Source organism: Priestia sp. FSL W8-0001 (assembly GCF_038050335.1).
Lineage (GTDB): Bacteria > Bacillota > Bacilli > Bacillales > Bacillaceae_H > Priestia > Priestia flexa.
Genome location: NZ_JBBPAL010000001.1, coordinates 554,037 through 580,751 on the forward strand (window position 1 = coordinate 554,037; position 26,715 = coordinate 580,751).

General features: G+C 38.2%; 23 protein-coding genes. 17 read left to right on the forward strand and 6 right to left on the reverse strand.

Translation table 11 applies throughout. From position 1 onward, the window contains the following. Window positions 1-202 precede the first annotated feature (202 nt). From bioB to MKZ18_RS03025, 9 genes are all read left to right on the forward strand, one after another. The gene (bioB, locus tag MKZ18_RS02985) at window positions 203-1,201 is read left to right on the forward strand and encodes a biotin synthase BioB (protein WP_025908477.1); all 999 of its coding nucleotides are present in this window, start codon (window positions 203-205) and stop codon (window positions 1,199-1,201) included. Window positions 1,202-1,444: 243 nt separating this feature from the next. After that, entirely contained in the window at window positions 1,445-2,032 is a 588-nt protein-coding gene (locus tag MKZ18_RS02990) for a glycerol-3-phosphate responsive antiterminator (RefSeq protein WP_061784708.1), read from the forward strand. A 37-nt stretch (window positions 2,033-2,069) separates the two neighbouring features. Beyond that, a complete protein-coding gene (locus MKZ18_RS02995; RefSeq protein ID WP_025908479.1) occupies window positions 2,070-3,191 on the forward strand; it encodes an ABC transporter ATP-binding protein in 1,122 nt (373 codons plus the stop codon). Next, window positions 3,188-4,117 carry a carbohydrate ABC transporter permease gene (locus tag MKZ18_RS03000; protein ID WP_025908480.1) on the forward strand — a complete coding sequence of 310 codons (930 nt, stop codon included), beginning with the start codon at window positions 3,188-3,190 and terminating at the stop codon, window positions 4,115-4,117. The genes MKZ18_RS02995 and MKZ18_RS03000 overlap by 4 nt, the downstream gene beginning before the upstream one ends. Then, the gene (locus MKZ18_RS03005) at window positions 4,114-4,926 is read left to right on the forward strand and encodes a carbohydrate ABC transporter permease (RefSeq protein ID WP_061784707.1); all 813 of its coding nucleotides are present in this window, start codon (window positions 4,114-4,116) and stop codon (window positions 4,924-4,926) included. The genes MKZ18_RS03000 and MKZ18_RS03005 overlap by 4 nt, the downstream gene beginning before the upstream one ends. Window positions 4,927-4,939: 13 nt before the next feature. Then, window positions 4,940-6,280 (forward strand): ABC transporter substrate-binding protein, encoded by a 1,341-nt coding sequence (locus MKZ18_RS03010; RefSeq protein ID WP_061784706.1) that lies wholly within the window; start codon window positions 4,940-4,942, stop codon window positions 6,278-6,280. Window positions 6,281-6,348: 68 nt separating this feature from the next. Continuing rightward, window positions 6,349-7,077, forward strand: coding sequence for a glycerophosphodiester phosphodiesterase (locus tag MKZ18_RS03015; protein WP_061784705.1), 729 nt, complete (start codon window positions 6,349-6,351; stop codon window positions 7,075-7,077). Between the two features lie 394 nt (window positions 7,078-7,471). Beyond that, window positions 7,472-8,347 (forward strand): cation diffusion facilitator family transporter, encoded by an 876-nt coding sequence (locus MKZ18_RS03020; protein WP_025908484.1) that lies wholly within the window; start codon window positions 7,472-7,474, stop codon window positions 8,345-8,347. A gap of 154 nt (window positions 8,348-8,501) precedes the next feature. Next, on the forward strand, window positions 8,502-10,523 hold the full coding sequence (locus tag MKZ18_RS03025; RefSeq protein WP_341344489.1) for a methyl-accepting chemotaxis protein: 2,022 nt from the start codon (window positions 8,502-8,504) through the stop codon (window positions 10,521-10,523). Window positions 10,524-10,570: 47 nt separating this feature from the next. Here MKZ18_RS03025 and MKZ18_RS03030 read toward each other — a convergent pair whose 3' ends face one another. Further along, window positions 10,571-11,761, reverse strand: a complete 1,191-nt coding sequence (locus tag MKZ18_RS03030; RefSeq protein WP_061784703.1) for a dicarboxylate/amino acid:cation symporter — start codon at window positions 11,759-11,761, stop codon at window positions 10,571-10,573. A 142-nt stretch (window positions 11,762-11,903) separates the two neighbouring features. Then, complete coding sequence (locus tag MKZ18_RS03035; RefSeq protein ID WP_035320212.1) at window positions 11,904-12,809, reverse strand: RluA family pseudouridine synthase; 906 nt, start codon at window positions 12,807-12,809, stop codon at window positions 11,904-11,906. Between the two features lie 151 nt (window positions 12,810-12,960). On the opposite strand from MKZ18_RS03035, the gene MKZ18_RS03040 reads away from it, so the two are divergent. From MKZ18_RS03040 to MKZ18_RS03070, 7 genes are all read left to right on the forward strand, one after another. Next, window positions 12,961-13,362 carry a DUF5365 family protein gene (locus MKZ18_RS03040; protein ID WP_025908490.1) on the forward strand — a complete coding sequence of 134 codons (402 nt, stop codon included), beginning with the start codon at window positions 12,961-12,963 and terminating at the stop codon, window positions 13,360-13,362. A gap of 125 nt (window positions 13,363-13,487) precedes the next feature. Continuing rightward, window positions 13,488-15,026, forward strand: coding sequence for a GNAT family N-acetyltransferase (locus tag MKZ18_RS03045; RefSeq protein ID WP_341344490.1), 1,539 nt, complete (start codon window positions 13,488-13,490; stop codon window positions 15,024-15,026). Window positions 15,027-15,117: 91 nt separating this feature from the next. Continuing rightward, a complete protein-coding gene (locus MKZ18_RS03050) occupies window positions 15,118-15,672 on the forward strand; it encodes a glycerol-3-phosphate responsive antiterminator (protein ID WP_025907831.1) in 555 nt (184 codons plus the stop codon). Window positions 15,673-15,889: 217 nt separating this feature from the next. Beyond that, window positions 15,890-16,714, forward strand: a complete 825-nt coding sequence (locus MKZ18_RS03055) for an MIP/aquaporin family protein (RefSeq protein WP_341344491.1) — start codon at window positions 15,890-15,892, stop codon at window positions 16,712-16,714. Between the two features lie 69 nt (window positions 16,715-16,783). Then, window positions 16,784-18,274, forward strand: coding sequence for a glycerol kinase GlpK (glpK, locus tag MKZ18_RS03060; protein WP_025907829.1), 1,491 nt, complete (start codon window positions 16,784-16,786; stop codon window positions 18,272-18,274). 225 nt (window positions 18,275-18,499) lie between these two features. Beyond that, the gene (locus MKZ18_RS03065) at window positions 18,500-20,179 is read left to right on the forward strand and encodes a glycerol-3-phosphate dehydrogenase/oxidase (RefSeq protein ID WP_061784702.1); all 1,680 of its coding nucleotides are present in this window, start codon (window positions 18,500-18,502) and stop codon (window positions 20,177-20,179) included. A 192-nt stretch (window positions 20,180-20,371) separates the two neighbouring features. Further along, entirely contained in the window at window positions 20,372-22,123 is a 1,752-nt protein-coding gene (locus MKZ18_RS03070; RefSeq protein WP_061784701.1) for a phospho-sugar mutase, read from the forward strand. Window positions 22,124-22,154: 31 nt separating this feature from the next. Here the strand turns inward: MKZ18_RS03070 and MKZ18_RS03075 are convergent, their stop codons facing one another. Next, window positions 22,155-22,718 (reverse strand): biotin transporter BioY, encoded by a 564-nt coding sequence (locus MKZ18_RS03075; protein WP_224840310.1) that lies wholly within the window; start codon window positions 22,716-22,718, stop codon window positions 22,155-22,157. Between the two features lie 190 nt (window positions 22,719-22,908). Next, window positions 22,909-23,166 (reverse strand): YhdB family protein, encoded by a 258-nt coding sequence (locus tag MKZ18_RS03080; protein ID WP_061784700.1) that lies wholly within the window; start codon window positions 23,164-23,166, stop codon window positions 22,909-22,911. A 247-nt stretch (window positions 23,167-23,413) separates the two neighbouring features. On the opposite strand from MKZ18_RS03080, the gene MKZ18_RS03085 reads away from it, so the two are divergent. Then, window positions 23,414-24,823 carry a SpoVR family protein gene (locus MKZ18_RS03085; protein WP_025907824.1) on the forward strand — a complete coding sequence of 470 codons (1,410 nt, stop codon included), beginning with the start codon at window positions 23,414-23,416 and terminating at the stop codon, window positions 24,821-24,823. Between the two features lie 36 nt (window positions 24,824-24,859). On the opposite strand, the gene MKZ18_RS03090 is transcribed toward MKZ18_RS03085, so the two are convergent. Together MKZ18_RS03090 and MKZ18_RS03095 are read right to left on the reverse strand one after the other, a co-directional pair. After that, window positions 24,860-25,849, reverse strand: coding sequence for an acrylyl-CoA reductase family protein (locus tag MKZ18_RS03090; RefSeq protein WP_061784699.1), 990 nt, complete (start codon window positions 25,847-25,849; stop codon window positions 24,860-24,862). A gap of 109 nt (window positions 25,850-25,958) precedes the next feature. Further along, window positions 25,959-26,693, reverse strand: coding sequence for an amino acid ABC transporter ATP-binding protein (locus tag MKZ18_RS03095; protein WP_025907822.1), 735 nt, complete (start codon window positions 26,691-26,693; stop codon window positions 25,959-25,961). Window positions 26,694-26,715 lie beyond the last annotated feature (22 nt).

Sequence of the window (26,715 nt, forward strand, 5' to 3'; positions counted from 1 at the left end):
TTTGCAGTTCCGCATGTTAGTATTAACTTAAAGCACTTAAGCTATGAACACTCTCAGCTATTATCTTATTGGATTACATTTTGGAAGAATCATAGCAACCTTCTAAATGTTAACTTATTTATATATTTTGTTGACATTTATCTATGGAAAATGTTAACTTTTATTTTATATAGATTAACATATTTAGAGGGAGGGGATTGCCATGAAAGCAGCCTATATAAAGGATTGGGGAAAACTAGCTAATCAGGTTATTGAAGAAGGATACGCCCTAACAAAAGAAGAAGCTCACCAAATACTAACTGTTCCAGATGAACAAATTTTAAACATTATGAATGCCGCTTATCAAATTAGGCACCATTACTATGGACGGAAAGTAAAGTTAAATATGATTATTAATACAAAGTCGGGACTGTGTCCGGAAGACTGTGGTTACTGTTCACAGTCTATTATTTCAGAGGCACCAATTGATAAATATGCTTGGTTAACACAAGAAAAAATCGTTGAAGGTGCATTTGAAGCAAAGCGCCGTAAAGCGGGTACATACTGTATTGTTGCATCAGGACGTCGTCCGACGGATAGAGAAGTAGAGCACGTTATTGGTGCTGTAAAACAGATTCGTGAAGAAACGGATTTGAAGATTTGCGCCTGTTTAGGGTTTTTAAATGATGATCAAGCCTCTAGGCTAGTAGATGCAGGCGTACATCGCTACAACCATAACTTGAACACACACGCTGATCATTATGATGAAATTTGTTCTACACATAGTTATGACGATCGAGTTGATACCGTGCAAAAGTCAAAACAAGCCGGATTATCTCCTTGCTCAGGTGCTATTTTTGGAATGGGTGAGACGGAGGAGCAGCGAGTAGATATAGCTTTTGAGATAAATAGGTTAGATGCAGACTCTATTCCGTGTAATTTCCTAGTTTCAGTGCCAGGCACACCGTTAGAGAATCAAAAATCCCTTACTCCGATGCAGTGTTTAAAAATTTTAGCGATGATGAGATTTGTAAATCCGACAAAGGAAATTCGTATTTCCGGTGGCCGAGAAATTAACCTTCGCTCGTTACAACCATTAGGGCTATTTGCGGCTAACTCGATTTTTGTTGGAGATTATTTAACAACAGAAGGACAAGAGCCAACGTCAGATTGGCAGCTGATTGAAGACTTAGGGTTTGAGATTGAAGAGTGTGCACTATAAAAAGTGGCGATTACATCTTTGTAATCGCTCTTTTTTTGTTTACAAAACATCTATTCCACCTTTACAAAACTATACACTTTCTTCACAGTGGCTTTATATAGACAAGCTAACATAATAACTGTGAAAGACAAGTGAATAGATAACCGGTTATGAATAAGAGAAGCCATGAAAAAACAATAGAATGAAAGATCTATCCGTTTTTTTATGGCTTTTTTATTTACTTTATCTGAGGTGATTGTACGCATGGATAGAATAAATGAATTCGAATTTTATTTAAATAGAGATCGAATGATTGCATCCGTTAAAACGCCGAAAAGTCTAGAGCTCTTTTTAGAATCAGAAGTGAAAGCGGCTTTTCTTCTTACAGGTAACATTAGCGTCATTAAAAGGTATGTAGAGCTATTAAAGGAACATGACCGCTTTGTGTTTTTACATTTGGAGAAGATAAAGGGAATTAGTTATGACAAAGAGGGTCTCAAATTTATTGCAAAGTTCGTAAAGCCTACCGGAATTGTGACAACAAAGAGTTCTCTAATCCAGCTTGCGAAAAAAGAAGGTTTGATTGCTATTCAGCGTTTGTTTTTAGTGGATACCGACGCGGTAGCAAACGGGCTGAAAGTGGTTGAAGAAATCCAGCCAGATGCTCTTGAAATTATGCCAGCTTTAATACCCGAAATGATTGAAAAGTTAAAAATAAAAACCTCGTGTCCACTCATTACAGGAGGGCTCATTCAAAATCAACGACATATCGATCAAGCATTACAAAGTGGAGCAATAGCAGTATCGACAGGTAGAAATTGGTTATGGAAGACACAAAATAGTCATGAATAATTGTCTAGGTCCGTAAAGTAAAAAAGGGAGTGATGATATGAAGAGAGTACAACTGCAAAATTTTAAAAAATCATATGATCAAAAAACAAATGTCATTAGCGATATCAACGTCACCATTGAAGCAGGAGAATTTTTCGTCTTGGTTGGACCATCTGGATGTGGAAAAAGCACGATGCTCCGCATGATTGCTGGACTTGAAGAAATTACAGAAGGAAATTTGTTTATTGGAGAAGAAAAAGCAAATGGCTTGTTACCAAGTCAGCGCAACTTATCAATGGTATTTCAAAATTATGCGTTATATCCGCATTTAACCGTAGAACAAAACATCACCTTTGGATTGCATACAAAGAAGATATCTAAAATAGAGCAAAGAAAGCGCTGTCAAGAAGCTGCTGAGCTTTTGGGGCTTGACCAACTTTTGAACCGTAAACCAAAACAGCTTTCTGGTGGACAGCGTCAGCGTGTTGCGCTAGCACGAGCAATTGTTACGCAGGCACCCATATGTTTAATGGATGAACCATTATCAAATCTAGATGCAAAGCTTCGTGCCAAAATGAGGTCCGAAATTCGGCAGCTTCAGCGCAAGCTAGGTATCACAATGATTTATGTAACACATGATCAAACAGAAGCTATGACAATGGCAGACCGCATGATGATTTTAAACGGTGGACATATCCAACAGGTAGGAAAGCCTTTAGATATTTATAATTCACCTAACAATACGTTCGTTGCTTCATTTATTGGAGGGCCTCCTATGAATCTAGCAACGGTACAGGTGCATTCACATCAGCTGGTCTTTGAACAGGGCCAGTCACTTTCATACCCCATGTCTATTGAATTGATGACGGAATACAAAGATTTAATCGTTGGGGTAAGACCAGAAAAAGTGAAGCTGGCAAAAGGGGAAGAGCCAAGTCTGTTAGTAAAGGTTGTAAACGTAGAAATCTTAGGAACGGAAACACTAATTACTTTTACAGTTGGTTCAACTGAACAATGGGTTGCAAGATGGAATGGTCAATGGAACATTGCTGTCGGTGATGAGATTCCGATTTATATTGATCCGAAAGATATCTTTTTATTTCACTCTGAAACCGGTGAATGCGTGCATCAAGATACAAAGCATATTACGTCACATACGGTTGAGGAGGAGTTAGCATGAGTGCTATACCAAAGCTATCAAATGCTGAGGTGATACAACAAAAGCCTGCTTCTCGAGAACGTTCATCGTTGTTAGAAGGCTTAATTTACTTATTGCCGTCTATCCTTTTATTTGGCGTGTTTCTTTTCTATCCTATGCTTCGCACGCTGTATTTAAGCCTATTTATAACAGATAGTCAAGGTGTTCCCATAAGGTTTATAGGGGTGGATAACTTTGTGAATTTACTATCGAACCCTAATTTCTTACAAAGTATGAAAGCTACCTTTTTATTTGTTTTATACACGGTCCCCATTGGGATTATTATCGCTTTATTTTTAGCTTTAATCGCCAATGAAAAGTTAAAAGGAATTGGCTTTTTTCGCACGATGTTTTCATCGACAATGGGTATGAGCGTAGCGGCATCATCTGTTATTTGGATGTTTATGTACAATCCGGCCATTGGCATTATAAATAAAGTCCTCAATACGGTAGGGGTTCAAGGAGTTCAATGGCTGCTTGATCCAAAGTTTTCGCTTATTGCAGTTTCGATTTCAACCATTTGGATGAACGTTGGTTTTACATTTTTAATTTTGCTTGGTGGGTTGCAAAATATCGATGAAAAGCTATATGAAAACGCACAAATTGCAGGGGTAAGTTATTGGTATCAACTAAGGAAAATCACAATTCCAATGCTATCTCCAACACTCTTTTTTATCATTACCGTTTCGTTTATTAACGCGTTTCAAACCTTTGGGCAAATCGACATTTTAACCAAAGGAGGTCCGACAGATTCAACAAACGTAATCGTGTACTCTATCTATAAAGATGCCTTTATCAATTATAATGTTGGATCTGCAAGTGCACAGGCTGTTATCTTATTCTTTTGCATTCTGCTTTTAACCGTCCTTCAATTTAAACTAGGCGAAAGGAAGGTTCACTATCAATGAGCAAAATCAGAAAGTTTATCACGTATACGTTGCTAATTATATCGACTTTCATTATCGTATTTCCCATTCTATACGCTTTTTCCATCAGCTTTATGACCGGGGCACAAGTACTAGAAGGAAAGATTTTACCAACTTCCTTTACGTTCGATAATTACAGAGCGGCCTTTGAGCGAGTTCCGCTTTTAAACTATTTAGTTAACAGTTTTATCGTATCCATTTCAGTTATGTTTGGTCAGATTATTGTTTCCAGTCTTGCTGCTTTTGCTTTTGTGTTTATCTCATTTAAAGGGAGAGAAGCATTATTTTTTCTCTTTATCTCCACGATGATGATACCGTGGGAAGCGACGATGGTTCCAAATTTTTTAACTGTTCAAAAGCTTGGTTGGTTAAATAGCCATCTTAGCTTAACGATTCCGTTTTTTGCTTTAGCGTTTGGAACGTTTTTATTACGACAACAGTTTAAGACAATCCCTCATGAACTGTATGAAGCTTCTCAAGTTGCTGGAATTAGTCGATTTCGATTTTTTTGGAAGGTCGTACTACCAGTTTCAAAGACGAGCTTAGTTACATTAGGAGTCTATAGCTTTTTAACGACTTGGAACATGTACTTGTGGCCACTTCTTGTTACCAACACTGAAGAGGCACGAACAGTACAAATTGGTTTAAAGCAAATGCAAACACAAGAGATTTCAACTGATTGGGGGGTGGTGATGGCAGCGGTTGTTGTGGTGATTTTACCGACATTATTGCTTCTATTCTTAGGTCAAAAACGACTTCAAAAAGGTCTTACACAAGGTGCAATTAAATAAGGGAGTGACAGTGATGAAAAAATGGTTAGCAATACTTAGTGCTTGTATGTTAATGCTTGTTGCAGCGTGTTCAAACTCGAGTAGTGGTTCTGAAGTACAAGAAACAAAGAAAACAGAGGATGGTAAAACAGAAGTTGTCTTTTGGCATGCGATGAGTGGTGACTTAGAAAAAGTTTTAAATACGATGGTAGACGATTACAATAAATCACAGGATGAAGTAGAAGTAAAACCAATGTTTCAAGGAACGTATGAAGAGGCATTAACAAAATTCAACACGGTAGCAGGCACAAAAGATGCGCCTGCTGTTATGCAAACATTTGAAGTAGGAACAAAATATATGATTGATAGCGGGAAAATTCAGCCTGTTCAGAAGTTTATTGATGAAGAAAACTATGATACCTCTCAGTGGGAACAAAATATTTCAAGCTACTATCAAGTAGATGGTGAACAGTATTCAATGCCTTTTAATTCGTCAACGCCTGTTCTTGTTTATAACAAAGATGCATTTAAAGAAGCTGGGTTAGATCCTGAAAAAGCACCAATGACTTATGATGAGCTACAAAAAGCAGCAGAAAAATTAACAAAGAAAAAAGGAAATCAAACAACGCAGTACGGGTTCTCTATTTTAAATTATGGTTGGTTTTTTGAAGAGCTAGTAGCTGCACAAGGCGGTTTGTATGTTGATAATGAAAACGGACGCAACGGTAACGCTGAGAAAGCAGTATTTAATGGAAAAGAAGGGTTAAACGCTTTTAATCTGATTTCAGATATGTATAACGACGGTACTTTTTATAATGTAGGTCAGAATTGGGATGACATTCGAGCCGCGTTCCAATCGAAGAAAGTTGCGATGTTCTTAGATTCATCAGCAGGTGTCAAAACGTTGATTGATAATGCGCCGTTCGAAGTGGGGGTAGCCTATTTACCAGTTCCAAAAGAAGAAGATCGCCAAGGTGTTATTATTGGGGGAGCTTCTTTATGGATGTCGAATGGAATCAGTGAAGAAACGCAAAAGGCAACATGGGATTTTATGAAATATCTTGCAACACCTGAAGCTCAGGCGAAATGGCATGTAGAAACAGGGTATTTTGCTATTAATCCAAAAGCATACGAGCAAGATATTGTAAAAAAGGAATGGGAGAAATATCCTCAATTAAAAGTAACGGTTGACCAATTGAGCCAGACAAAGCCGTCTCCAGCAACACAAGGTGCGCTGATTTCTGTTTTCCCAGAATCTCGTCAGAAAATTGTATCGGGGATGGAAAGTTTATATCAGGGTGTTAAACCACAAGAAGCTTTAGATCGAGCAGCAGAAGAGACCAATCGTTCTCTTGAAGCAGCGAATCAAAAATAAGAAATGGTATAAGGCCCGTTTATGAAAAATCAAGCGGGCTTTTATTCTACATAATAAGGGGAATCGGTATGATCAAAAAAACAAAGGTGTATGCTCATAGAGGGTTTAGCAGCCAATTTCCAGAGAATACGATGCGAGCATTTGAAGAAGCTAGGCAGAGAAACGTAAGTGGTATTGAATTAGACGTACAGCTCACAAAAGATGGAGAAGTCGTTGTTATTCATGATGAAGAAATAAATCGAACTACTAATGGTATCGGCTATGTTCAAGACTTTTTCTTAAAGCAAATTATTTTATTTGATGCCGGAACTTGGTTTCATAAGGCGTTTCACCAGGAGGCTATTCCTACGCTTCGAGATGTGTTTGAATGGATAGTTAGTACAAAGAGTCAGTTAACCCTTAATATTGAGTTAAAAAATGATGTGATAGCGTATGAAGCTCTGGAAGAAAAGGTGCTAGAGCTTATAGAAGAGTATGAGCTTGTGAACCAAGTCATTATCTCATCTTTTAACTACAAAAGCTTGGTGAAAGTTAGGTCTATACATCCACATATTTCACTAGGATTTCTATTTGAAGGAATCGATAACAAAGCGGTTGAAAAAGCTTTGACTATTCAGGCAAGTGGCCTTCACTGTGAGCCTCAGTATGCATTTTCAGCAGAAGGAAAAAGAGCACAAGCGTCTGGACTAGAGCTTCGCGTATATACGGTTAACGACAAGCATTTGTTTCTTCAGCTTATCAATGAAGGTGTAGAGGTTATTATGACGGATGATTTGGAAATGAGTAGCAGGATATAAGTAAATGAGAAAGGCTGGGACATAATTATTTCAGTTGATGAGATATCCAAACTGTTGAGAGGTAAATCCTTTTGGTAGTTCGGATATTTTTGTTGGTTTCGAAAATAAGTTAAAAAACTATTAGAATAGAAGGATTGTCTGTAGCATGATGGAACGAATTTGTTCTTACAATCTAACTATTGTAGAGACGTCATGATTCGTATTTGAGAAAGAATCATTTAGTTATGGCCTAGCCTCTTTTCAAGTTGTACAAATACAACTTCTTTTCCACAAAACTAAATAGTTTAATAGGATCTATTTACGTGTTAAGAGTCAACAATGTTTCTATAGACCCACACGAAACTCGTTTGGTACACTAGTTTTGCTCATTTTGTTGAGAAAGGTTGCGAACAGTGTGGAAAATTATTATGAACAAGCTCAAAAAGGTGCATGGGTTAGCATTGTCTCATATATTACATTATCAATTTGTAAGTTAGTCATTGCATTCATTACTAGTTCATTCGCTTTAAAAGCGGATGGTTTAAATAACGTAACGGATATTGTTGCTTCAATCGCTGTATTAGTTGGATTGAAAATCTCTCAAAAGCCTCGAGATCATGATCATCCATATGGACATTCGCGTGCAGAGCATATCGCTTCTTTAATCGCGTCATTTATTATGATGGTTATTGGTTTACAAGTTCTTGCTGATGCAGGACAATCTATCTTTCTAAAAGAAGTGGAAGCTCCTAATCTGTTAGCTGCATGGGTAGGGCTGGCAGCCGCAGTTATTATGTTCTTTGTCTATCGTTATAACATTATGCTTGCTAATAAGCTAAACAGTCAGTCGCTTCGAGCCGTAGCAAAAGATAATTTATCAGATGCATTAGTCAGCATTGGCGCTGTTATTGGAATTGTCGGCTCTCAGTTTGGATTACCGTGGATTGACTTGGTAGCAGCTATCATTGTTGGACTCATCATTTGTAAGACGGCTGTAGAAATCTTTAAAGAAGTGACACATTCCCTTACAGACGGGTTTGATCAAGAGCAGTTGTTGCATTATAAAGAAGTTATTTCTGAAGTTCACGGAGTTAATGAAGTTCACGATGTTAAAGCAAGAATGCTAGGGAATCACGTTGTTTTAGATGTAACGGTGAAGGTCGATCCTTATCTAGATGTCATTAATAGTCATCAAATTGCTGATAAGATAGAACATATGATGAGCGACGAGTATCAAATTAAAGATACGCTGGTACATATTGAGCCGGATGTATCAAGAAAGTTAACGTGAAAAGAGTGTTTTTCTTTAGGGAAAGCACTCTTTTTTCTTTTGAGAAAAATTGATTGTTAGAAAAAAGTATTTTAAAACTCTTCACATTTTCAGACAAGTATCCGTTATAAAAGAGGACAGTGAATTAATGAATGTAATGTAGAAGGGTGAGAGCATGAAAAAATTAAGCACCAAAATGATTTTATTCTTCACATCGATTATCATCATCTTATTATTGCTGGTTTCAGGAATTGTTTATCAATTTACGAAAAAGCAAATTGAACACGATGTGCAGGTACAATCACAAACGCTCGTGGGAGAGCTCAAAACAAATATCGGTAATTATTTGAAAATGTATAGTCGTAAAGTAGCTGAGTATAGTGAAAACGACGTACTGGTTAATTTTCTAAAAGAAGAAAAAGAGCCACAAAAAGACAGCTACTTTAGCTGGCAAACGGTTCAAAAGGAATTTCAGCAAGTCAGTGAAAAATATCCAAATATGGCGCTTCAGTATATTGGAACAGAAAATAAAGGAATGTACACGGTTCCGACGCTAGAATATGATGCAGACTATGACCCAACTGCTAGACCTTGGTATAAACAAGCCGTTGAAAGTCCTGGAGAAGTTATTTATACAGAGCCTTATGAAGATGCATCTACTGGCAAAACTGTCGTGACTATTGCTAAAACCATTGATGATCCCAAAACAAATCAACGCTTGGGTGTTATAGCAATGGACTTAGAGCTGAACGCATTAAACAGCATGATTACAGAAGCTGAAGTGAATTATGGTGGATACGGCTTTTTATTTGACCGACAAGGTGTCGCATTGGCTCATCCTACAGAAACAGGAAACAACTTGAGACAAGAAGAGTTTATGGATGCTGTTTATGCAAAGGATAAAGACTTCATTCGCTATGAGTTTAAAGGAGAAGAGCGTGTTTTAGCTTTTGATACAATCGAAGACACGGGATGGAAAATAGGAAACGCCTTTATTTATGATGAGATGCTCAGCAGTGCCAAGCAAATTCTGAACATCATTATGATTATCGCAGCTGTTGGGGTCTTATTATCAATCCTACTAATCTTCTTTATTTCAAAAAGCATGACAAAGCCAATCGTTCGATTAAAAGAAGAAGTTGCGAAAGTAGCAGAGGGAGATTTAACGGTTCATATTGAAACCAAATCTAAAGATGAAATTGGTCAACTGACCAATTTGTTCAACGTGATGGTAGGGCGCAATCGCCAATTGATTGCAGCCGTTCAAGAATCTGTGGAAACAGTCAAGGTTTCTGTGGAAAATTTAAGTGCAGTATCAGAAGAAGCGACGGCATCTAGTGAAGAGATAGGAAGAGCGATTCATGAAATTGCAAGCGGAGCGACGCAGCAGGCTTCTGATGCTGATTCAACCAACCATAAAACGATGAGTTTATCAGCTCAAATTGAGCAGGTAATTGACAAAAATACGAAGATTAATACGCTAACTAATGAAGCCATTCAAGCAAATACGCATGGCTTACATCAAGTACAGTCACTGCGTGAACAAACGAATCAATCTGCTAAAACGATTGAATCAGTTCAAGTTGTTATCAATGAACTGACGGATAAAATGCAAGAAATTGAATATGTTATTCATACGATTAATGATATTTCAGATCAAACAAATTTACTTGCGTTAAATGCGAGCATTGAAGCTGCTAGAGCAGGGGAACATGGAAAAGGGTTTGCTGTAGTGGCGGAAGAAGTACGTAAATTGGCTGAACAGTCATCTACTGCAACAGAGAAGGTTCGTCAAACAATTGCTAGTATTCAAAAAGAAGTTGCCGTGGCTCGTCAAGAATTTGATCACACAAAAGAGCTTTCAGTAGCGCAAGAAGGAGCTGTAACGGATACAGAGCAATCGTTCCATGATATCGCTCAAAATATTGAACAGGTCGTTACATCCATTCAAGATGTAATGAATAATATGCAAGAAATTGATACCCATAAAGATGGTGTGGTAGCATCGATTCAAAGTATTGCTGCCATAGCGCAACAGTCAGCTGCAGGAACAGAAGAAATTACTGCATCAACTGAAGAGCAAATTCGAGCTATTTCCACTGTGTCTGAATTGGCTGAACATCTTCAAGAGCTAAGTGAAGGGCTAATGAAAATGATTCATCAATTTAAAATTGAAGAGAGCGCAAAAGCAGAATAAACAGCTAAAAAGCACAGCCTCACAGGCTGTGCTTTTTAGTGTCAAATTCAGCTAGCTTTTTGAATGGATTCAGCTTTGGGTTTCTTAGAAGTAAAGCGATCAACTAATTGTGAAATCGCTCCGTCTCCAGTTACGTTACACGCTGTTCCGAAGCTGTCTTGAGCCATGTATAGTGCAATCATGAGAGAAGCCATCGTCGCATCAAAACCTAGCATTGTTTGCAGTAAACCTAAAGAAGCCATAACGCCACCACCTGGTACACCCGGTGCAGCAATCATTGTAACACCTAACATTAAAATGAAAGGTAAGACTGTCCCAAACGCCACTTCTGTACCATTGATGTACAGTACCGCCATTGCACATGAAACAATGGTAATAGTGCTTCCTGACAAGTGAATCGTTGCTAGTAATGGAATTGAAAAATCAGCTACTTTATCGCTTACTCCGTTCTTTTTCACACGTTCCATTGTAACGGGAATTGTTGAAGCGGATGACTGCGTACCAAGTGCTGTAAAATAAGCTGGCATCATATTTTTTAATAAAGCAAGCGGGTTTTTCTTAATCAACGTGCCAGATACACTGTATTGAATAAGTAAAATAGCAAAATGCAGAATTAAAATCATCAAAAATACCTTTGCAAAAACGCTCACAATTGTTTGCACTTGCCCACCTTGTGTCATGTTAGCGAAAATCCCCAGAATGTGAATGGGCAATAAAGGAATAATGACTTTACCGATGAGTAGTTCCACAACCGAACGGAAATCAATCATTACTTTTTTTAATGAATCATTTTTAATAGCGGCCATGCCTAGCCCCAGAGTAAAAGCTAAAACAAGTGCTGTCATCACTTCCATTGGAGCCGGAATTTCAAGCTCTAAGAAAGGTTTTAATAATGCTTTCTCAGGGTTTTCAAACGCAGAGGATTGAATGGAGTTATTCAACATAACCGGATATAAATTATGGGCAACAAGATAAGCCAATAATCCAGCTATTGCTGTGGATCCATAGGCTAGAGCAGTTGTTAATCCGAGATACTTTCCTGCTCCCTTTCCAATCTCTCCGATTCCTGGAGCAATGAATGCAAGAATAATGAGAGGAATTGCAAATTCTAAAAAGTTTCCAAATATTTCATTAAACGTAGCGAATATACGAACAAACCATCCCGGCATAAAGCTTCCGATTACAACACCGGCAAAAATGGCTAGAATAATCCGTGGTAAAAGCCCAATTTTTTTCATGATGTCCTCCTGTGAAGTACAAATGTTTTCTAAGAATGTATTATACAGAAAGAGTAACGAAATGTTAAGAGGAAATTTTGTTCAGGGCAAATAAAAACAGCTTTGTTCAACACTAAGCGTGTAGAACAAAGCTGTTTTATCTTTAAAAATACTGGTTGTAGGGAATTAACGGAGCTTGATTCGTTTTTGCTGTTATGCAAATATGTTCATCTGTAAACGGGTGCCAAAAGGCTAGTTTAAAGGCATGTAAAGCTTGCTGTTGACCACTTTGTTTGCGTCCACCATACAAGGTGTCACCGATTAAAGGATGGCCAATAAAACTTAAATGCACGCGAATTTGATGCGTGCGTCCACTTTCAAGCATAAGTGAGACGAGCGTTTCGTTTTTTGACTTATTTTGTGTCAACACTTGAAAATGAGTAACTGCAGCTTGCCCGGATTTTGAGACTCTTCGCCTTGTAGAGTGATGACGGTCTTTCCCAATTGGTTCTGAAATTGTTCCTTGTTTTCTAGCAAATAGTCCATGTGCAAGAGCAACGTATGATCGCTTAATTTTTCTCTGCGCAAGCAGTTGGTCGAATACAGAACTAGCAATACTGTGTTTTGTAAATAGAATAGCTCCTGACGTATCGCGGTCAAGCCTATGAACGTGTCGGGGTTTTGTATATAAACCTTGCTTAGAAAAATAATAAGCAGCGGCATTTAACAGCGTCTTAGTATCCTCAGGAGATGAAGGGTGCGTATCCAGGCCCTGCGGTTTATTTATAATTAACACATGAGGGTCTTCATACAAAATCTCAAGCTGCAGAGGATACGGCTTAATCGTATGCTCTTCTGGACTGTAAAGATGAAGGTCGGCTTTATCTCCTTCTTGTAGCACGTAATTCCACGATAGCGTTTCCCCGTTTATTTTGATGCTTTTATTCATTCGAAATAAATGCAGCGTTTTTTTAGGAAGATGCCACTTTTCTTTTAAATATTCTTCAATTGTTAACTGATTGTCTTGCTTAGTAATGGGAATTGTTACCCATTCACTCTGTACATTCACGCTTATCTCATCCTTTTCTTTCATGAATTATGGTAGATTTCAACAAGTGCGGAAGTTCCTTTTTTTAGGAGGAAATAACTACCTTACCTTCTTTGTTTTTATTTATGTTATCCTACGTATATAAACTTGTTTTATAAAAGGAGGGGCAACGTTGAAAATTGCATGTGCAGCTCCAGCTGAGATGGAACATTACATAGAAGAATTAACGGAACAACTTCTATACGATTTATTACCTCAATATGTATCAGATGAACGGCTACAGCATATTCATAATCATTATTTACTTGGTCATCATGATGAGTCTAACCCATTATATAATGGATTACTTGATGAAGCATTGCAAGTCATTAGTAGTTTACAAACGGTTATTGCTTTAGTTGAATCGATTCAACATCGTCCAATTGAAAAGAGTGATCGTGATCGATTCAGTAAAAATGTTAGAATACTCAGTAAATTCGGGTTTATCTTTCCTTTATCTATTGAACTATTTGAACGAGAAAATTTACTTGTATCCTATTCACAGACCTCATCTCAAACTGAATATTATCATTAAAATAGGAGCATCCGCTGGATGTTCCTTTTTAGGATGTTGAATAGTTAGAATTTTTAATTTTGTTTAATATAATGAAAAAAAGGGAAACTAAATTCTCAGTTATGTGCGAAAGAGGGTTGTTAAATATGTCAACAATAGATTTGTCAAAGTTTGAGAAAAAAATGATTATCCGAAACATTAAACACTCTGATATAGATGCAATTTTAGCACTTCAAAAACTATCATTCCCGGGGATGGAGCCGTGGAAGCGTGAACAGTTAGAAAGCCACCTAGAAATTTTTCCAGAAGGTCAAATTTGCGCAGAGTTTGACGGTGAAATTATTGGTTCATGTTCAAGCTTGATCGTCAACTTTGATGAGTATGATGACCAGCATACATGGGATGATATTACAGACGAAGGGTATATTACAAATCATAATCCAGAAGGCTATAACCTATATGGGATTGAAGTGATGGTTCATCCAAATTATCGAGGCATGAAAATTGGACGACGACTATATGAAGCGCGCCAAGATTTAGCACGTGAACTGAACTTAAAGAGTATTATTATTGGGGGGCGCATTCCTAACTACCATAAGCATTCAGGAGAAATGTCCCCTCGTGAATATGTAGAACAGGTAATTCATCATAAAATCTATGACCCTGTTTTATCGTTTCAATTAATGAACGGTTTTACTTTGATGCGCATCAATCCTGGCTACCTGCCAGATGATTTAGCTTCTAATAAATACGCAACGCTCATGGAATGGAATAACGTAGACTATGTACGACGTTCAAAGCGTCATTTTAAAACATCATTCCCAGTGCGTATTTGCGTTGTGCAGTATATGATGAAGCAAATCAATTCGTTTGAAGAATTTGCTACTCAAGTGGAGTACTATACAGACGTTGCGTATGATGCAAAAGCAGATTTTTGCGTATTCCCAGAAATATTCACAACGCAGCTTATGTCATTTTTAGATGAGCAAATTCCAAGTAAAGCAATTCAGCGCCTTACAGAGTACACGGAAGAATATATTGAGCTTTTTACAGGGTTAGCTGTAAAATACAACGTAAACATTATTGGCGGTTCACACTTTGTTGAAGAAGATGACGGTGATATCTTTAATATTGCGTATTTATTCCGCAGAGATGGAACAATTGAGAAACAGTATAAAGTTCATATTACGCCAAATGAACGCAAATGGTGGGGCATTAGTCCAGGAAATGATGTCGAAGTATTTGATACAGATTGCGGGAAAATCGCGATCCAAATTTGCTACGATATTGAGTTCCTTGAACTGGCACGTATCGCAACGGATAAAGGAGCTAACATTATCTTTACACCTTTCTGTACGGAAGACCGTCAAGGTTACTTACGTGTTCGCTATTGTTCTCAGGCACGCGCTGTGGAAAACCAAATCTACACCGTAATTGCAGGAACAGTAGGGAATTTACCAGAAACGGAAAATATGGATATTCAATACGCGCAATCAGCTATCTTTGCCCCTTCCGATTTTGAGTTTGCAAGAGATGGTATTGTAGGGGAATGTAATCCAAATATTGAGATGGTTGTGATTGGGGACGTTGATCTTGAGATTTTACGCAGACAGCGCCAGTCAGGAACAGTTCGTCAGTTAAAAGATCGTAGACATGACGTCTATAATATTAAATATAAAAAGTAAATTATTTTACACCATGCAAATGCATGGTGTTTTTTTTTGCTCATCTTTTGTCATAATATAAAGAAATAAATAAACAGAGTGAGGGGAAAACATGAGTTTTCATGGACAATCCGTTTTGCCTGCTGTACGTGATATGAAGCAGTTGGAACGTTTTTTAGCAAGTGAATATGAGTATGGCGTTTTGTTAGATAACCAAGTGGGATTACTGCGAGGCATTATGAAAGAAGTTCATCGTCATCAAAAAAAAATGATTATTCATCTCGATTTAATACATGGCCTAAAGCAAGATGAATATGCAGTCGACTTTCTATGTCAAGAATTGAAGCCAGCTGGCATTATATCCACTCGTACCAACGTGATCTTAAAAGCGAAACAGCGAGGTATTTATGCCATTCAGCGCGTCTTTTTGCTAGATAGTACAGCCCTTAAGAAAAGCTATGAGCTCATTAAAAAGGTCGAGCCAGATTTTATTGAGCTGCTACCAGGGATTATTCCATCACTTCTTAAAGAGGTAGCGGAAGAAACCGGGATACCAGTTCTCGCAGGTGGTCTTATTCGAACGGAAGAAGAAGTAAAGAATGCAATCGCTGCAGGTGCAGCTGCAGTCACTACTTCGAATAAACAATTGTGGAATACATTTAAATAAAGAGTTATGAAGTTTGAATTTTTTGTCGGAAATGTATTGACAACGCTTTCAATGGCTAGTAAACTTGTAAACAAGTTAATACATGTGACGGAGAATAGGAGATCCACGATATAGCTCTTTAAATTTATATACATGAATTTAGAGGGAAGTATGGTGGATTTTTTTATTCTCTTATCGTTGTAAACGGTTTCTTATTAGACCAAAGGAGGGTTTTTATATGAGTCCATTTTTAGGTGAAGTAATTGGCACGATGATTTTAATTATATTAGGTGCTGGAGTTTGTGCCGGCGTTAATTTAAAAAAATCATATGCAGCAAATTCAGGTTGGATTGTTATTACGTTTGGTTGGGGACTAGCTGTTGCAATGGCTGTATACGCAGTTGGTAACATTAGTGGTGCTCACTTAAATCCAGCTGTAACAATCGGATTAGCCATTGTCGGAGATTTTTCGTGGAAGGAAGTACCACTTTATATACTAGCACAAATGATTGGTGCAATTTTAGGAGCAACATTAACATATTTACACTATCTACCGCATTGGAGAGAAACAGCTGACCAAGGAACAAAATTAGGTATTTTTGCAACAGGGCCAGCTATCCCAAATCCATTTTCAAACTTATTAAGTGAAACAATTGGCACATTTATTCTAGTGGTTGGCTTATTAACAATTGGAGCAAACGAGTTTACAGAAGGATTAAACCCATTAATTGTAGGTTTTCTTATTATAAGTATTGGTTTATCACTCGGTGGTACAACTGGTTATGCTATTAACCCTGCACGTGACTTAGGTCCCCGTATTGCACATGCAATTTTACCGATTGCGGGAAAAGGATCATCAAACTGGGGTTACGCTTGGGTACCTGTGTTAGGACCTGTAATAGGTGGATCGTTAGGAGCAGTATTTTACCTTGCAGCATTTAAAAACCAAACAGGCAGTGCATTATGGATTGTATTAACAATTGTAGTAATAGTATTTGCAGGAATATATGGTTTATCAAAAGAAAAAAAATGCACCAGGAATGGTAAAGAAAAGCGCTATTAAATAAATGAATGCGTTTTAATCAGAGCCAGAGTAAAATAAAAGAAATGATACGAAAAGGGGAAATAAAATATGGAAAAATACATTTTATCATTGGACCAGGGAACAACAAGCTCTCGTGCAATGTTATTTAATAAAAAAGGAGAAATTGTTCACGTTGCTCAAAAAGAGTTTACTCAATACTTTCCTAATCCAGGTTGGGTAGAGCATAATGCTAACGAGATTTGGGGCTCTATTTTATCAGTTATCGCTTCTTGCTTATCAGAATCAGGGGTAACGCCTAAACAAATTGAAGCAATTGGAATTACAAATCAGCGTGAAACAGCAGTTGTGTGGGAAAAAGCAACAGGTAAGCCGGTTTATAATGCAATTGTATGGCAATCTCGTCAAACAGCAGGCATTTGTGAAGAGCTGAAAGAAAAAGGATACAACGATACGTTTCGTTCAAAAACAGGTTTGTTAATTGATGCGTACTTCTCAGGTACAAAAGTAAAATGGATTTTAGATAATGTTGAAGGTGCACGCGAGAAAGCTGAAAACGGTGAGCTTTTGTTCGGTACAATTGATACATGGCTGATTTGGAAGTTATCTGGAGGAAAAGCTCATGTAACCGATTACTCGAATGCGTCTCGTACACTAATGTTTAATATTTACGATTTACAATGGGATGATGAGCTATTGGATATCTTATCAGTGCCAAAATCAATGTTACCTGAGGTCAAGCCATCATCAGAAGTGTATGGGCATACGGTTGATTACCATTTCTTTGGTCACCACATTCCAATTGCAGGAGCAGCAGGGGACCAGCAAGCAGCTTTATTTGGACAAGCATGCTATGAAAAAGGAATGGCGAAGAACACGTATGGAACTGGGTGTTTCATGTTAATGAACACGGGTGAAAAAGCCGTTAAGTCTGATCATGGGCTTTTAACAACGCTAGCTTGGGGCGTAGATGGAAAAGTTGAGTATGCACTAGAAGGAAGTATCTTTGTAGCTGGTTCTGCCATTCAGTGGCTTCGCGATGGGCTGCGCATGTTTAAGGATGCAAAAGAAACAGAAAAATATGCTAATCGCGTAGATTCAACAGATGGTGTATACATGGTTCCTGCTTTTGTAGGTCTGGGCACACCGTATTGGGATAGTGATGTTCGCGGTGCCATGTTTGGCTTAACGCGAGGTACAAAAAAAGAGCATTTTATTCGAGCTACGCTAGAAGCATTAGCATATCAAACAAAAGACGTGCTAAGCGCAATGGAAGCTGATTCAGGCATTACATTAAAAACCCTTCGTGTAGACGGTGGAGCAGTTAAAAACAACTTCTTAATGCAGTTCCAAAGCGACTTGTTAAACGTTCCGGTTGAGCGTCCTGAAATTAATGAAACAACGGCGTTAGGAGCAGCTTATCTTGCAGGTCTGGCTGTAGGCTACTGGAAAGATCGCGAAGAGATTGCGCAGCAGTGGAATATGGAAAAGTCGTTTGAACCTGATATGGAAGAAAGCCGTCGTGAGGACTTATATGCAGGTTGGAAAAAAGCAGTTAACGCAGCAATGGCGTTTAAATAAAAGTAAATGTAAATATTGTTATTTTGCGTTTTAAAATTGAAAAATTCCTACTGAGATAGAGGAAAAACCTTTAAAATGAATCATGGTTATGCTATACTAAAGACAAGTTAATAATTTGGTTGGAGAATCGGAGAGACCACGAATCCATATGTTATACATATGCGATTTGTGGTCTCTTTTTTTAGATAACTGTAAAAAAATGAAAAAAGAAAAGGGGAATGACAAATGTTTTCAAGCAAAACGCGTGTAAATAAATTAGAAGAAATGACAACTCAAAAATATGATTTACTTGTTATTGGTGGAGGTATTACAGGATCAGGAATTGCTTTAGATGCAGCAAATCGCGGAATGAAAACAGCATTAGTTGAGATGCAAGACTTTGCATCTGGAACATCAAGTCGTTCGACAAAGCTCGTGCACGGTGGTCTGCGTTATTTAAAACAGTTTGAAGTTAAAATGGTTGCGGAAGTTGGGAAAGAGCGTGCAATTGTGTATGAGAATGGTCCGCACGTAACAACACCAGAGTGGATGCTACTACCGTTTCATACAGGAGGTACGTTCGGAAAGTACTCAACATCTGTAGGACTACGCGTATATGATTATCTAGCAGGTGTTAAACGCTCTGAGCGCCGTAAAATGTTCAGTGCTGAAGAAACATTAAAGCGTGAGCCTCTTGTAAAGTCACAGGACTTAAAAGGTGGCGGCTATTATGTTGAATACAAGACAGATGACGCACGACTAACAATTGAAGTAGCGAAAGAAGCAGCAAGTCGCGGTGCAGATTTAGTGAACTACACAAAAGTAGAGGAATTTATTTACGACAACGGAACGGTTATTGGCGCAGTTGTTGTTGATCAAATCACGAAAAAATCGTACAAAATTCATGCGAAAAAAATTGTTAACGCAGCTGGTCCTTGGGTTGATTCTCTACGTGAAAAAGACAATTCAAAAAAAGGAAAGCAGTTACAGTTAACAAAAGGCATTCACTTAGTAATTGATCAAAAGCGTTTTCCACTGCAACAAGCTATTTACTTTGATACACCAGATGGGCGTATGGTGTTTGCTATCCCGCGTGATGGTAAAACGTACGTTGGAACAACGGATACAGTTTATAAAGAAGATGCAAGACATCCACAAATGACTGTGAAAGATCGTGAATACGTAATTGAAGCAATCAATTATATGTTCCCAACAGTAAACATTACTGTTGATGACGTTGAATCAAGCTGGGCTGGTGTGCGACCATTAATTCATGAAGAAGGAAAAGATCCATCTGAGATTTCACGTAAAGATGAAGTGTGGACATCACATTCAGGTCTAATTACGATTGCTGGAGGTAAGTTAACTGGGTATCGCAAAATGGCAGAGCTTGTGGTAAACACAGTTGCAGAGCAGTTAAAAGCAGAAGGAGCTACGTTTAAGCCAAGTCAAACAAAATATTTACCAATTTCTGGAGGAGATGTGGGTGGTTCTAAAAACTTCCCGAAATTTGTCGAGGAAAAAGTGAAAGTTGGCGTAGAGCTGGGGTTGTCACCTGAAGCAGCTACAAAGCTTGTTAAGCGTTATGGTTCTAACATTGATGTATTATATCGCTACATGACAGACTACAAGGATAAAATGAAGGCAAGTAACTTACCGACAAGCGTATTTTTACAAGTACAGTATGGAATAGAAGAAGAGATGGTGACAAAGCCAATCGATTTATTCATCCGTCGTACAGGCGCGTTATTCTTTGATATTGCTTGGGTTCGTGAGTGGAAAGAAGCCGTTATTAAATACATGGCACAAGAGCTAAGCTGGACGCCTCAGCAAACGTCTGAGTATAGCCAAGAGCTTAACAAACATTTACATGATGCAGTTGTGCCAGTTGATGAAAAAGGTAGCCAAATCGCTGATATTTCATGATACAATAGTACTGTATTTCAAAAATTGTCAATTGCGTAAGAAGTAATAGCAGGAAATTCGATTCTTTCATCGAATTTTTATCATATTGCGTTACAATATTGACAAGGTATGACATGTCATTTTAAAGGGAAAGGCGACATTTGTCGTTTTTCTCTTTTCATACATAAAGGTATTGATGAGGAGGCTTTTTTCATGAACTGGAAGCAAGTATACACATCTTGGATTGAAAATGTACATTTAGATGAAGAGTTAAAGGAAGCGTTAGCAAACATTAAAGCGGATGAGAAACAGCTGGAAGATTGTTTCTATAAAAACTTAGAGTTTGGTACAGGTGGAATGCGTGGCGAAATTGGTCCAGGTACTAACCGTATGAACCTGTATACAATTCGTAAAGCATCAAAAGGATTTGCAGACTACATTGCTGCTGCAGGTGAAGAAGCGAAAACGCAAGGAGTTGTTATCGCTTACGATTCAAGACATAAATCGCCAGAATTTGCGATGGAAGCTGCTAAAACGCTTGCAACTGAAGGGATTAAAACATACGTATTTGATGAGCTTCGCCCAACGCCGGAGCTATCTTTTGCAGTTCGTCAATTAGGTGCTTTTGGTGGGATTGTTATTACAGCGAGTCATAATCCCCCTGAGTACAACGGTTATAAAGTATATGGTCCAGATGGTGGTCAGCTGCCTCCAAAAGAAGCAGATGAGCTTGTAGGATACGTAAATGCTGTTGAAAACGAACTTGAGCTGTCAGTAAAAGAAGAGCGAGAGTTGAAGTCAGCTGGTTTGATTGAAATGGTTGGTGCTTCCATAGATGAAGCGTATAATGAGAAGCTCAAAACCATCTTATTAAATCCTAGCTTAGCACAAGAGATAGGTCCAGAATTAAAAGTGGTCTTTACACCACTTCACGGTACGGCTAATAAACCGGTTCGAAAAGCGTTAGAAACAATCGGTTATACGAACGTAACTGTTATTGCAGAACAAGAGTTACCAGATCCTAATTTCTCAACAGTAAAATCACCGAATCCTGAAGAGAAAGCAGCGTTTGAATATGCTGTGAACAAAGGAAAAGAAATCGATGCAGATTTATTGATTGCTACAGATCCAGATGCCGATCGATTAGGAATTGCTGTGAAGGATTCAAGCGGTGAATATGCATTGCTGACAGGAAACCAAACGGGAGCAATTTTACTTCACTACTTGCTTTCTCAGAAAAAAGAACAAGGTGTGCTTCCTGAAAACGGTGTTGTATTAAAAACAATCGTAACATCAGAAATAGGAGCTGAGATTGCTCGTTCGTTTGGCTTACATGTTGTCGACACGTTAACAGGGTTCAAGTTTATTGGAGAAAAAATCAAGCAATACGAGCAAACAGGGGAATACGAATTCCAATTTGGTTATGAAGAAAGCTATGGTTATTTAATTGGTAGCTTTGCACGTGATAAAGATGCGGTGCAAGCTGCTGTGTTAGCAGTTGAAGTATGCGCGTATTACAAAAAGCAAGGTATGACGCTTTACGAAGCACTTCATCAAATTTTTGAAACATACGGTTTCTATCAAGAAGGATTAAAGTCATTAACGTTAAAAGGAAAAGAAGGATCTGAACAAATTCAACATATTCTTGCGACGTTTAGAAATGAGCCACCAAAAGAGATTGCAGGTCTTAAAGTATCTGTTCTTGAAGACTATACGCTAGGAACTCGTCAGTTTGTTGAAAGTGGAAAAGTAGAAGATATTGAGCTTCCAAAATCAAACGTACTTAAATATGTACTAGAAGATGGTTCATGGTTCTGCTTACGTCCATCTGGTACAGAACCAAAAGTTAAGTTTTATTTTGGTGTCGTAACCAAGGATGAGCAAGCGAGCGCTAACCAGTTAGCTGAGGTTCAAAAAGCCGTTATGAATCAAGTAGAAGAAGTTATTAATCGCGTGAACGCTTAAAAAAAGGCTGAGCTTATTTGCTCAGCCTTTTCTATACAGCTTTATTTGAATGAATTCCTTTGTAATAAGGAGAAGCTGTTAAAGCTTTATAAATTCGAGGCGCAATTAACGCCGCTATAATCGTAAAGATAATGTCTTTTACACCAAACCAAAGCATAACTTTCCAAGCTGTTGCGTAGCTCATTGCTGGAGCTTCTAACCAATAGTTAACGGCCATGTACATATACGTTGTTCCAATGATATAGATAATGGCAATACCTGCAAGCGAAGCGCTTATAAATACTGAAAGGTGAGGTTTCCCTTTCCATTCAATAATTTTCCCCACCACATAGGCAGCAACGATATATGATAATAAAAAGCCGCCCGTACTGCCAAATAAAACACTAGCTCCTGATTTAAACTGAGCAAATACAGGTGCTCCTGCAAGCCCCACAAGGAAGTATACAATCATGGAAATAGCCCCTAAGCGACTTCCTAATAAAATCCCTGCTAGTATTACGAAAAATGGCTGCATAGACAGTGGAACGCCAGCTACCTGTAAGAATGGTGCCCAAGATGTAATATTTGCACCAATAGCCATGAGAGCTGCGAACATCCCTGCTAATGTTAAATCAAGTGTACGAAAACGAAGTTTTCCACTCAAAGTAATCTTCTCCTTCATATGTAAGATAGTCAATGATACTCAAATTGTACGTGTAAATGATTATTTATGTCAACTTATTTTTTATACAGGTTCACAAAAAAAGAAAGAAGAGGAAAGCCTCTTCTTTTATCTATAGGTAATGTTACGTTAAGGGATCCACTGCCACAAAATCATTCAGGTTGTGCTCTGAAAGCTCTGAAGCATGGTCAATATAACGCAATAACGAATACAGTTCTTCTTGAATTACTCGATAGTTTCGTTCAAAGTTGTAGGCGTGTAAAAAATGTTCGATTTTCTTTGAAAGAAAATCATCTTGAGTGCGAACCATTAAAATTAACAAGTTATCCCATTGTGATCGATTCGTGTAATATAAAGCACGGTCATAATCAATTGTGTCCATTAACAGTCCTCCTTTTGAGGAGTTGAAATTAGTGTATGACATTTACGAAATTTGTTCCCCTGTAAATGTTGGTCAAAAGACCAATGTATAAATAAAGGTTAGGGGGCCAAAATGAAATTAGAATCGATTATTTTTTCTAAAAGTAAAACACTACCTTCCTAATTTCTTATAAAGAACCTGATTCAAAACACATGATTTGTGTCATTAGGACATAGATTGAATTAAGGGATATAAAGGGGGAGTTGTAGTGAAGGAAGCGGACTATAAACAACTACATCGAGCGATTGACGAAATTACTGAAATTGCAACAGGTTTTGGTTTAGATTTTTATCCAATGAGATATGAAATTTGTCCAGCTGATATTATTTATACATTCGGTGCATATGGCATGCCTACAAGATTTTCTCACTGGAGCTTTGGAAAGCAGTTTTATAAAATGAAGCTCCACTATGACCTTGGTTTAAGCAAAATTTATGAACTGGTTATTAACTCAGATCCTTGCTATGCATTCTTACTTAACTCAAATGCACTGATTCAAAACAAGCTTATTGTAGCCCACGTTTTAGCTCATTGTGATTTCTTTAAAAACAACAGCCGTTTTGCAAACTCGAAGCGAGATATGGTTGAAAGCATGGCTGCAACTGCAGATCGTATTAAAGAATATGAAGTACAATATGGAAAGCGAGAAGTGGAGAAGTTCTTAGATGCCATTCTATCGGTTCAAGAGCATATTGACCCATCCTTAATGAGAGCAAAGCTGTCATGGAGCATGGATGATGTAGAAGAAGAACAGGAAGAGGTGTCATCACCATACGATGATTTATGGAACCTGGATTCACGTGGGAAAAAGAAGAGCCGTCAAGTAGAAATGTTTAAGAAATTTCCACCTCAACCTGAGAAGGATATTCTTTTGTTTATCGAACAATACAGCCCATATTTAGAAGAATGGCAGCGCGATATTTTAACGATGATGAGAGAAGAGATGCTGTATTTTTGGCCACAGCTTGAAACAAAAATTATGAACGAAGGCTGGGCATCCTATTGGCATCAGCGAATCATTCGTGAGATGGACTTAACAAGCGATGAGGCCATTGAGTTTGCAAAGCTAAATGCAGGTGTTGTCCAACCGTCCAGAACAAGCATCAACCCTTATTATTTAGGCTTGAAGATCTTTGAGGATATTGAAGAACGTTATGATAATCCTACTGCTGAAATGCAACGACGTGGCATTCAAAAAGGCTCAGGGCGAGAGAAAATGTTTGAAGTCAGGGAAGTTGAATCTGATATTTCATTCATTCGAAACTACCTAACAAAAGACCTTGTCATGAGAGAGGATATGTACTTATTTCAAAAACAGGGGAAAGATTATAAAATTGTGGATAAAGACTGGACAGAAGTGCGAGATCAGCTTGTTAACATGCGCGTAAATGGTGGTTTTCCATATATTACAGTCACGAATGGTGATTACTTAAAAAATGGAGAGTTATACTTAAAACATTGGTATGAAGGAATTGAACTGGATGTTAAATATCTAGAAAAAGTTGTGCCATACTTGTATCAATTGTGGGGGAGACCAGTGCATCTAGAAACCGTAATGGAAGAAAAGCCAATTGCATTTACGTACGACGGGAAAACGGTGCATCGAAAGCACTTATAATGAAAGGAGAAGCATTCGCTTCTCCTTTTAGCGTATTTACAGTTTAATGAGGATACGACCTTGAGCCTTTCCTTCAAGCAGTGTTGGAAGATGGTTCGGTACATCATTAAGAGAGATTTCTTCTTGAATGAAGTCTTCAAGCTGATAGGGCTTAAAAGTTGTTGCTAGCAGCCTCCATGTCTCGTTTCGAAGGGACATTGGGCAATAGACAGAATCAATACCGAGTAAGTTCACACCACGTAAAATGAATGGGAAAACTGTAGTTGGGACAGCTGTTCCAGCCGTTAAGCCACTAGCTGCAACAGACCCACCGTATTGAAGTTGTGATAGCACGCTTGCGAGCGTTTCACCGCCTACGCTATCGACTGCAGCAGCCCACTTTCCTTTGGCGAGTGCTTTGATCTTTCCGTTGTAAACATCTTCTCTAGTTAAAAGAGTGGTAGCCCCAAGATTGGTTAAATAGGTGGCACTAGAAGATTTTCCAGAGCTCGCAGCAACCTCATAGCCCAGCGTTGATAAAATAGAAACCGCAAAGCTTCCCACACCACCTGTAGCGCCAGTGACTAGGACAGGACCATCTTGTGGTTTCAAGCCCGAATCAATTAGCTTCTTTACAGATAAAGCAGCCGTAAAACCAGCTGTTCCAATTATCATAGCTTCTTTTAAGGTTAATCCATCGGGAAGAGGGACAATCCAGTCGGCAGGAATACGAGCGTATTCACTATAGCCACCGTAATGAGACACTCCAATTTCATAGCTGGTTGCAATCACTTCATCACCGCTTTTAAAGCGAGGGTTATCCGAAGTAACAACCGTACCTGCTAAATCAATTCCTGGTACAAATGGATACGCTTTGACGATATTTCCATTGGGAATGCTAGCTAGGCTATCCTTATAATTGATACCTGAATAGTGAACTTTAATGAGGACATCACCTTGTGGTAAATCATCAAGTGTGAGCGTTTTGATATGAGAATGAACCTGTTCTTCTTCTTTTGTTAATACAAGAGCTTTAAAATTTTGCATGTCCTCTTGTCTCCTTTCATATCATAAATCTTATGTTTATTATAAAAGACAAAAAGTCAAAAGTATAATGTAATGCAGATAATGAAAAAGACTGCGGTTAAGCAGCCTTTTACTGAATCATATTTAAAAAGCGACGAGTTCGCTCTTCTTTAGGTTTTTGGAAGATCTCTTCTGGTGTTCCACGCTCCATAATAACGCCTTGGTCCATAAAGATTACTTCATCTGCCACTTCGCGAGCAAAGCGCATTTCATGTGTAACCACGACCATGGTCATACCTTCTTTTGCTAAATCTTTCATAGCTTTTAGCACATCACCTACAAGCTCAGGGTCTAAAGCAGATGTAGGCTCATCAAATAGCATGACTTTAGGATCCATAGCCATTGCACGCGCGATACCCACACGCTGCTGTTGTCCTCCTGATAATTGAAATGGATAAAAGTTCACTTTGTCTCCTAGACCAACTTTTTGTAGTAGGGAAACAGCGCGCTCTTTTGCCTTTTGTTTTGGAACACCTTTTACAATAACAGGTCCTTCCATGACATTTTCAAGCGCTGTTTTGTGAGGAAACAAATTGTAGCTTTGAAAAACCATTCCCGTTAAGCTGCGAAAAGACGTTATCTTTTGCTTCGGTAAATTTTTCTCAAAGCTGACTTCTTGGTTATCGATGATGATTTTACCATTAGTAGGAAGTTCCAGTAAGTTTAAACAGCGAAGAAACGTTGTTTTTCCGGAACCTGAAGGACCAATTAGAACCACTACTTTACCTTGCTCTATGTTTAAATCAATTCCTCGCAATACGTGTAAATCATCAAATGATTTATGAAGGTTCGTAATGTTAATCACGCTAATAAACTCCTTTTTTAAT

Bases quoted from the DNA above. Each gene is read 5' to 3' on its own strand.
- bioB (WP_025908477.1), top strand. From the start codon at position 203: ATGAAAGCAGCCTATATAAAGGATTGGGGAAAACTAGCTAATCAGGTT.
- MKZ18_RS02990 (WP_061784708.1), top strand. From the start codon at position 1,445: ATGGATAGAATAAATGAATTCGAATTTTATTTAAATAGAGATCGAATG.
- MKZ18_RS02995 (WP_025908479.1), top strand. From the start codon at position 2,070: ATGAAGAGAGTACAACTGCAAAATTTTAAAAAATCATATGATCAAAAA.
- MKZ18_RS03000 (WP_025908480.1), top strand. From the start codon at position 3,188: ATGAGTGCTATACCAAAGCTATCAAATGCTGAGGTGATACAACAAAAG.
- MKZ18_RS03005 (WP_061784707.1), top strand. From the start codon at position 4,114: ATGAGCAAAATCAGAAAGTTTATCACGTATACGTTGCTAATTATATCG.
- MKZ18_RS03010 (WP_061784706.1), top strand. From the start codon at position 4,940: ATGAAAAAATGGTTAGCAATACTTAGTGCTTGTATGTTAATGCTTGTT.
- MKZ18_RS03015 (WP_061784705.1), top strand. From the start codon at position 6,349: ATGATCAAAAAAACAAAGGTGTATGCTCATAGAGGGTTTAGCAGCCAA.
- MKZ18_RS03025 (WP_341344489.1), top strand. From the start codon at position 8,502: ATGAAAAAATTAAGCACCAAAATGATTTTATTCTTCACATCGATTATC.
- MKZ18_RS03030 (WP_061784703.1), bottom strand. From the start codon at position 11,761: ATGAAAAAAATTGGGCTTTTACCACGGATTATTCTAGCCATTTTTGCC.
- MKZ18_RS03045 (WP_341344490.1), top strand. From the start codon at position 13,488: ATGTCAACAATAGATTTGTCAAAGTTTGAGAAAAAAATGATTATCCGA.
- MKZ18_RS03050 (WP_025907831.1), top strand. From the start codon at position 15,118: ATGAGTTTTCATGGACAATCCGTTTTGCCTGCTGTACGTGATATGAAG.
- MKZ18_RS03055 (WP_341344491.1), top strand. From the start codon at position 15,890: ATGAGTCCATTTTTAGGTGAAGTAATTGGCACGATGATTTTAATTATA.
- glpK (WP_025907829.1), top strand. From the start codon at position 16,784: ATGGAAAAATACATTTTATCATTGGACCAGGGAACAACAAGCTCTCGT.
- MKZ18_RS03065 (WP_061784702.1), top strand. From the start codon at position 18,500: ATGTTTTCAAGCAAAACGCGTGTAAATAAATTAGAAGAAATGACAACT.
- MKZ18_RS03070 (WP_061784701.1), top strand. From the start codon at position 20,372: ATGAACTGGAAGCAAGTATACACATCTTGGATTGAAAATGTACATTTA.
- MKZ18_RS03075 (WP_224840310.1), bottom strand. From the start codon at position 22,718: ATGTTCGCAGCTCTCATGGCTATTGGTGCAAATATTACATCTTGGGCA.
- MKZ18_RS03080 (WP_061784700.1), bottom strand. From the start codon at position 23,166: ATGGACACAATTGATTATGACCGTGCTTTATATTACACGAATCGATCA.
- MKZ18_RS03090 (WP_061784699.1), bottom strand. From the start codon at position 25,849: ATGCAAAATTTTAAAGCTCTTGTATTAACAAAAGAAGAAGAACAGGTT.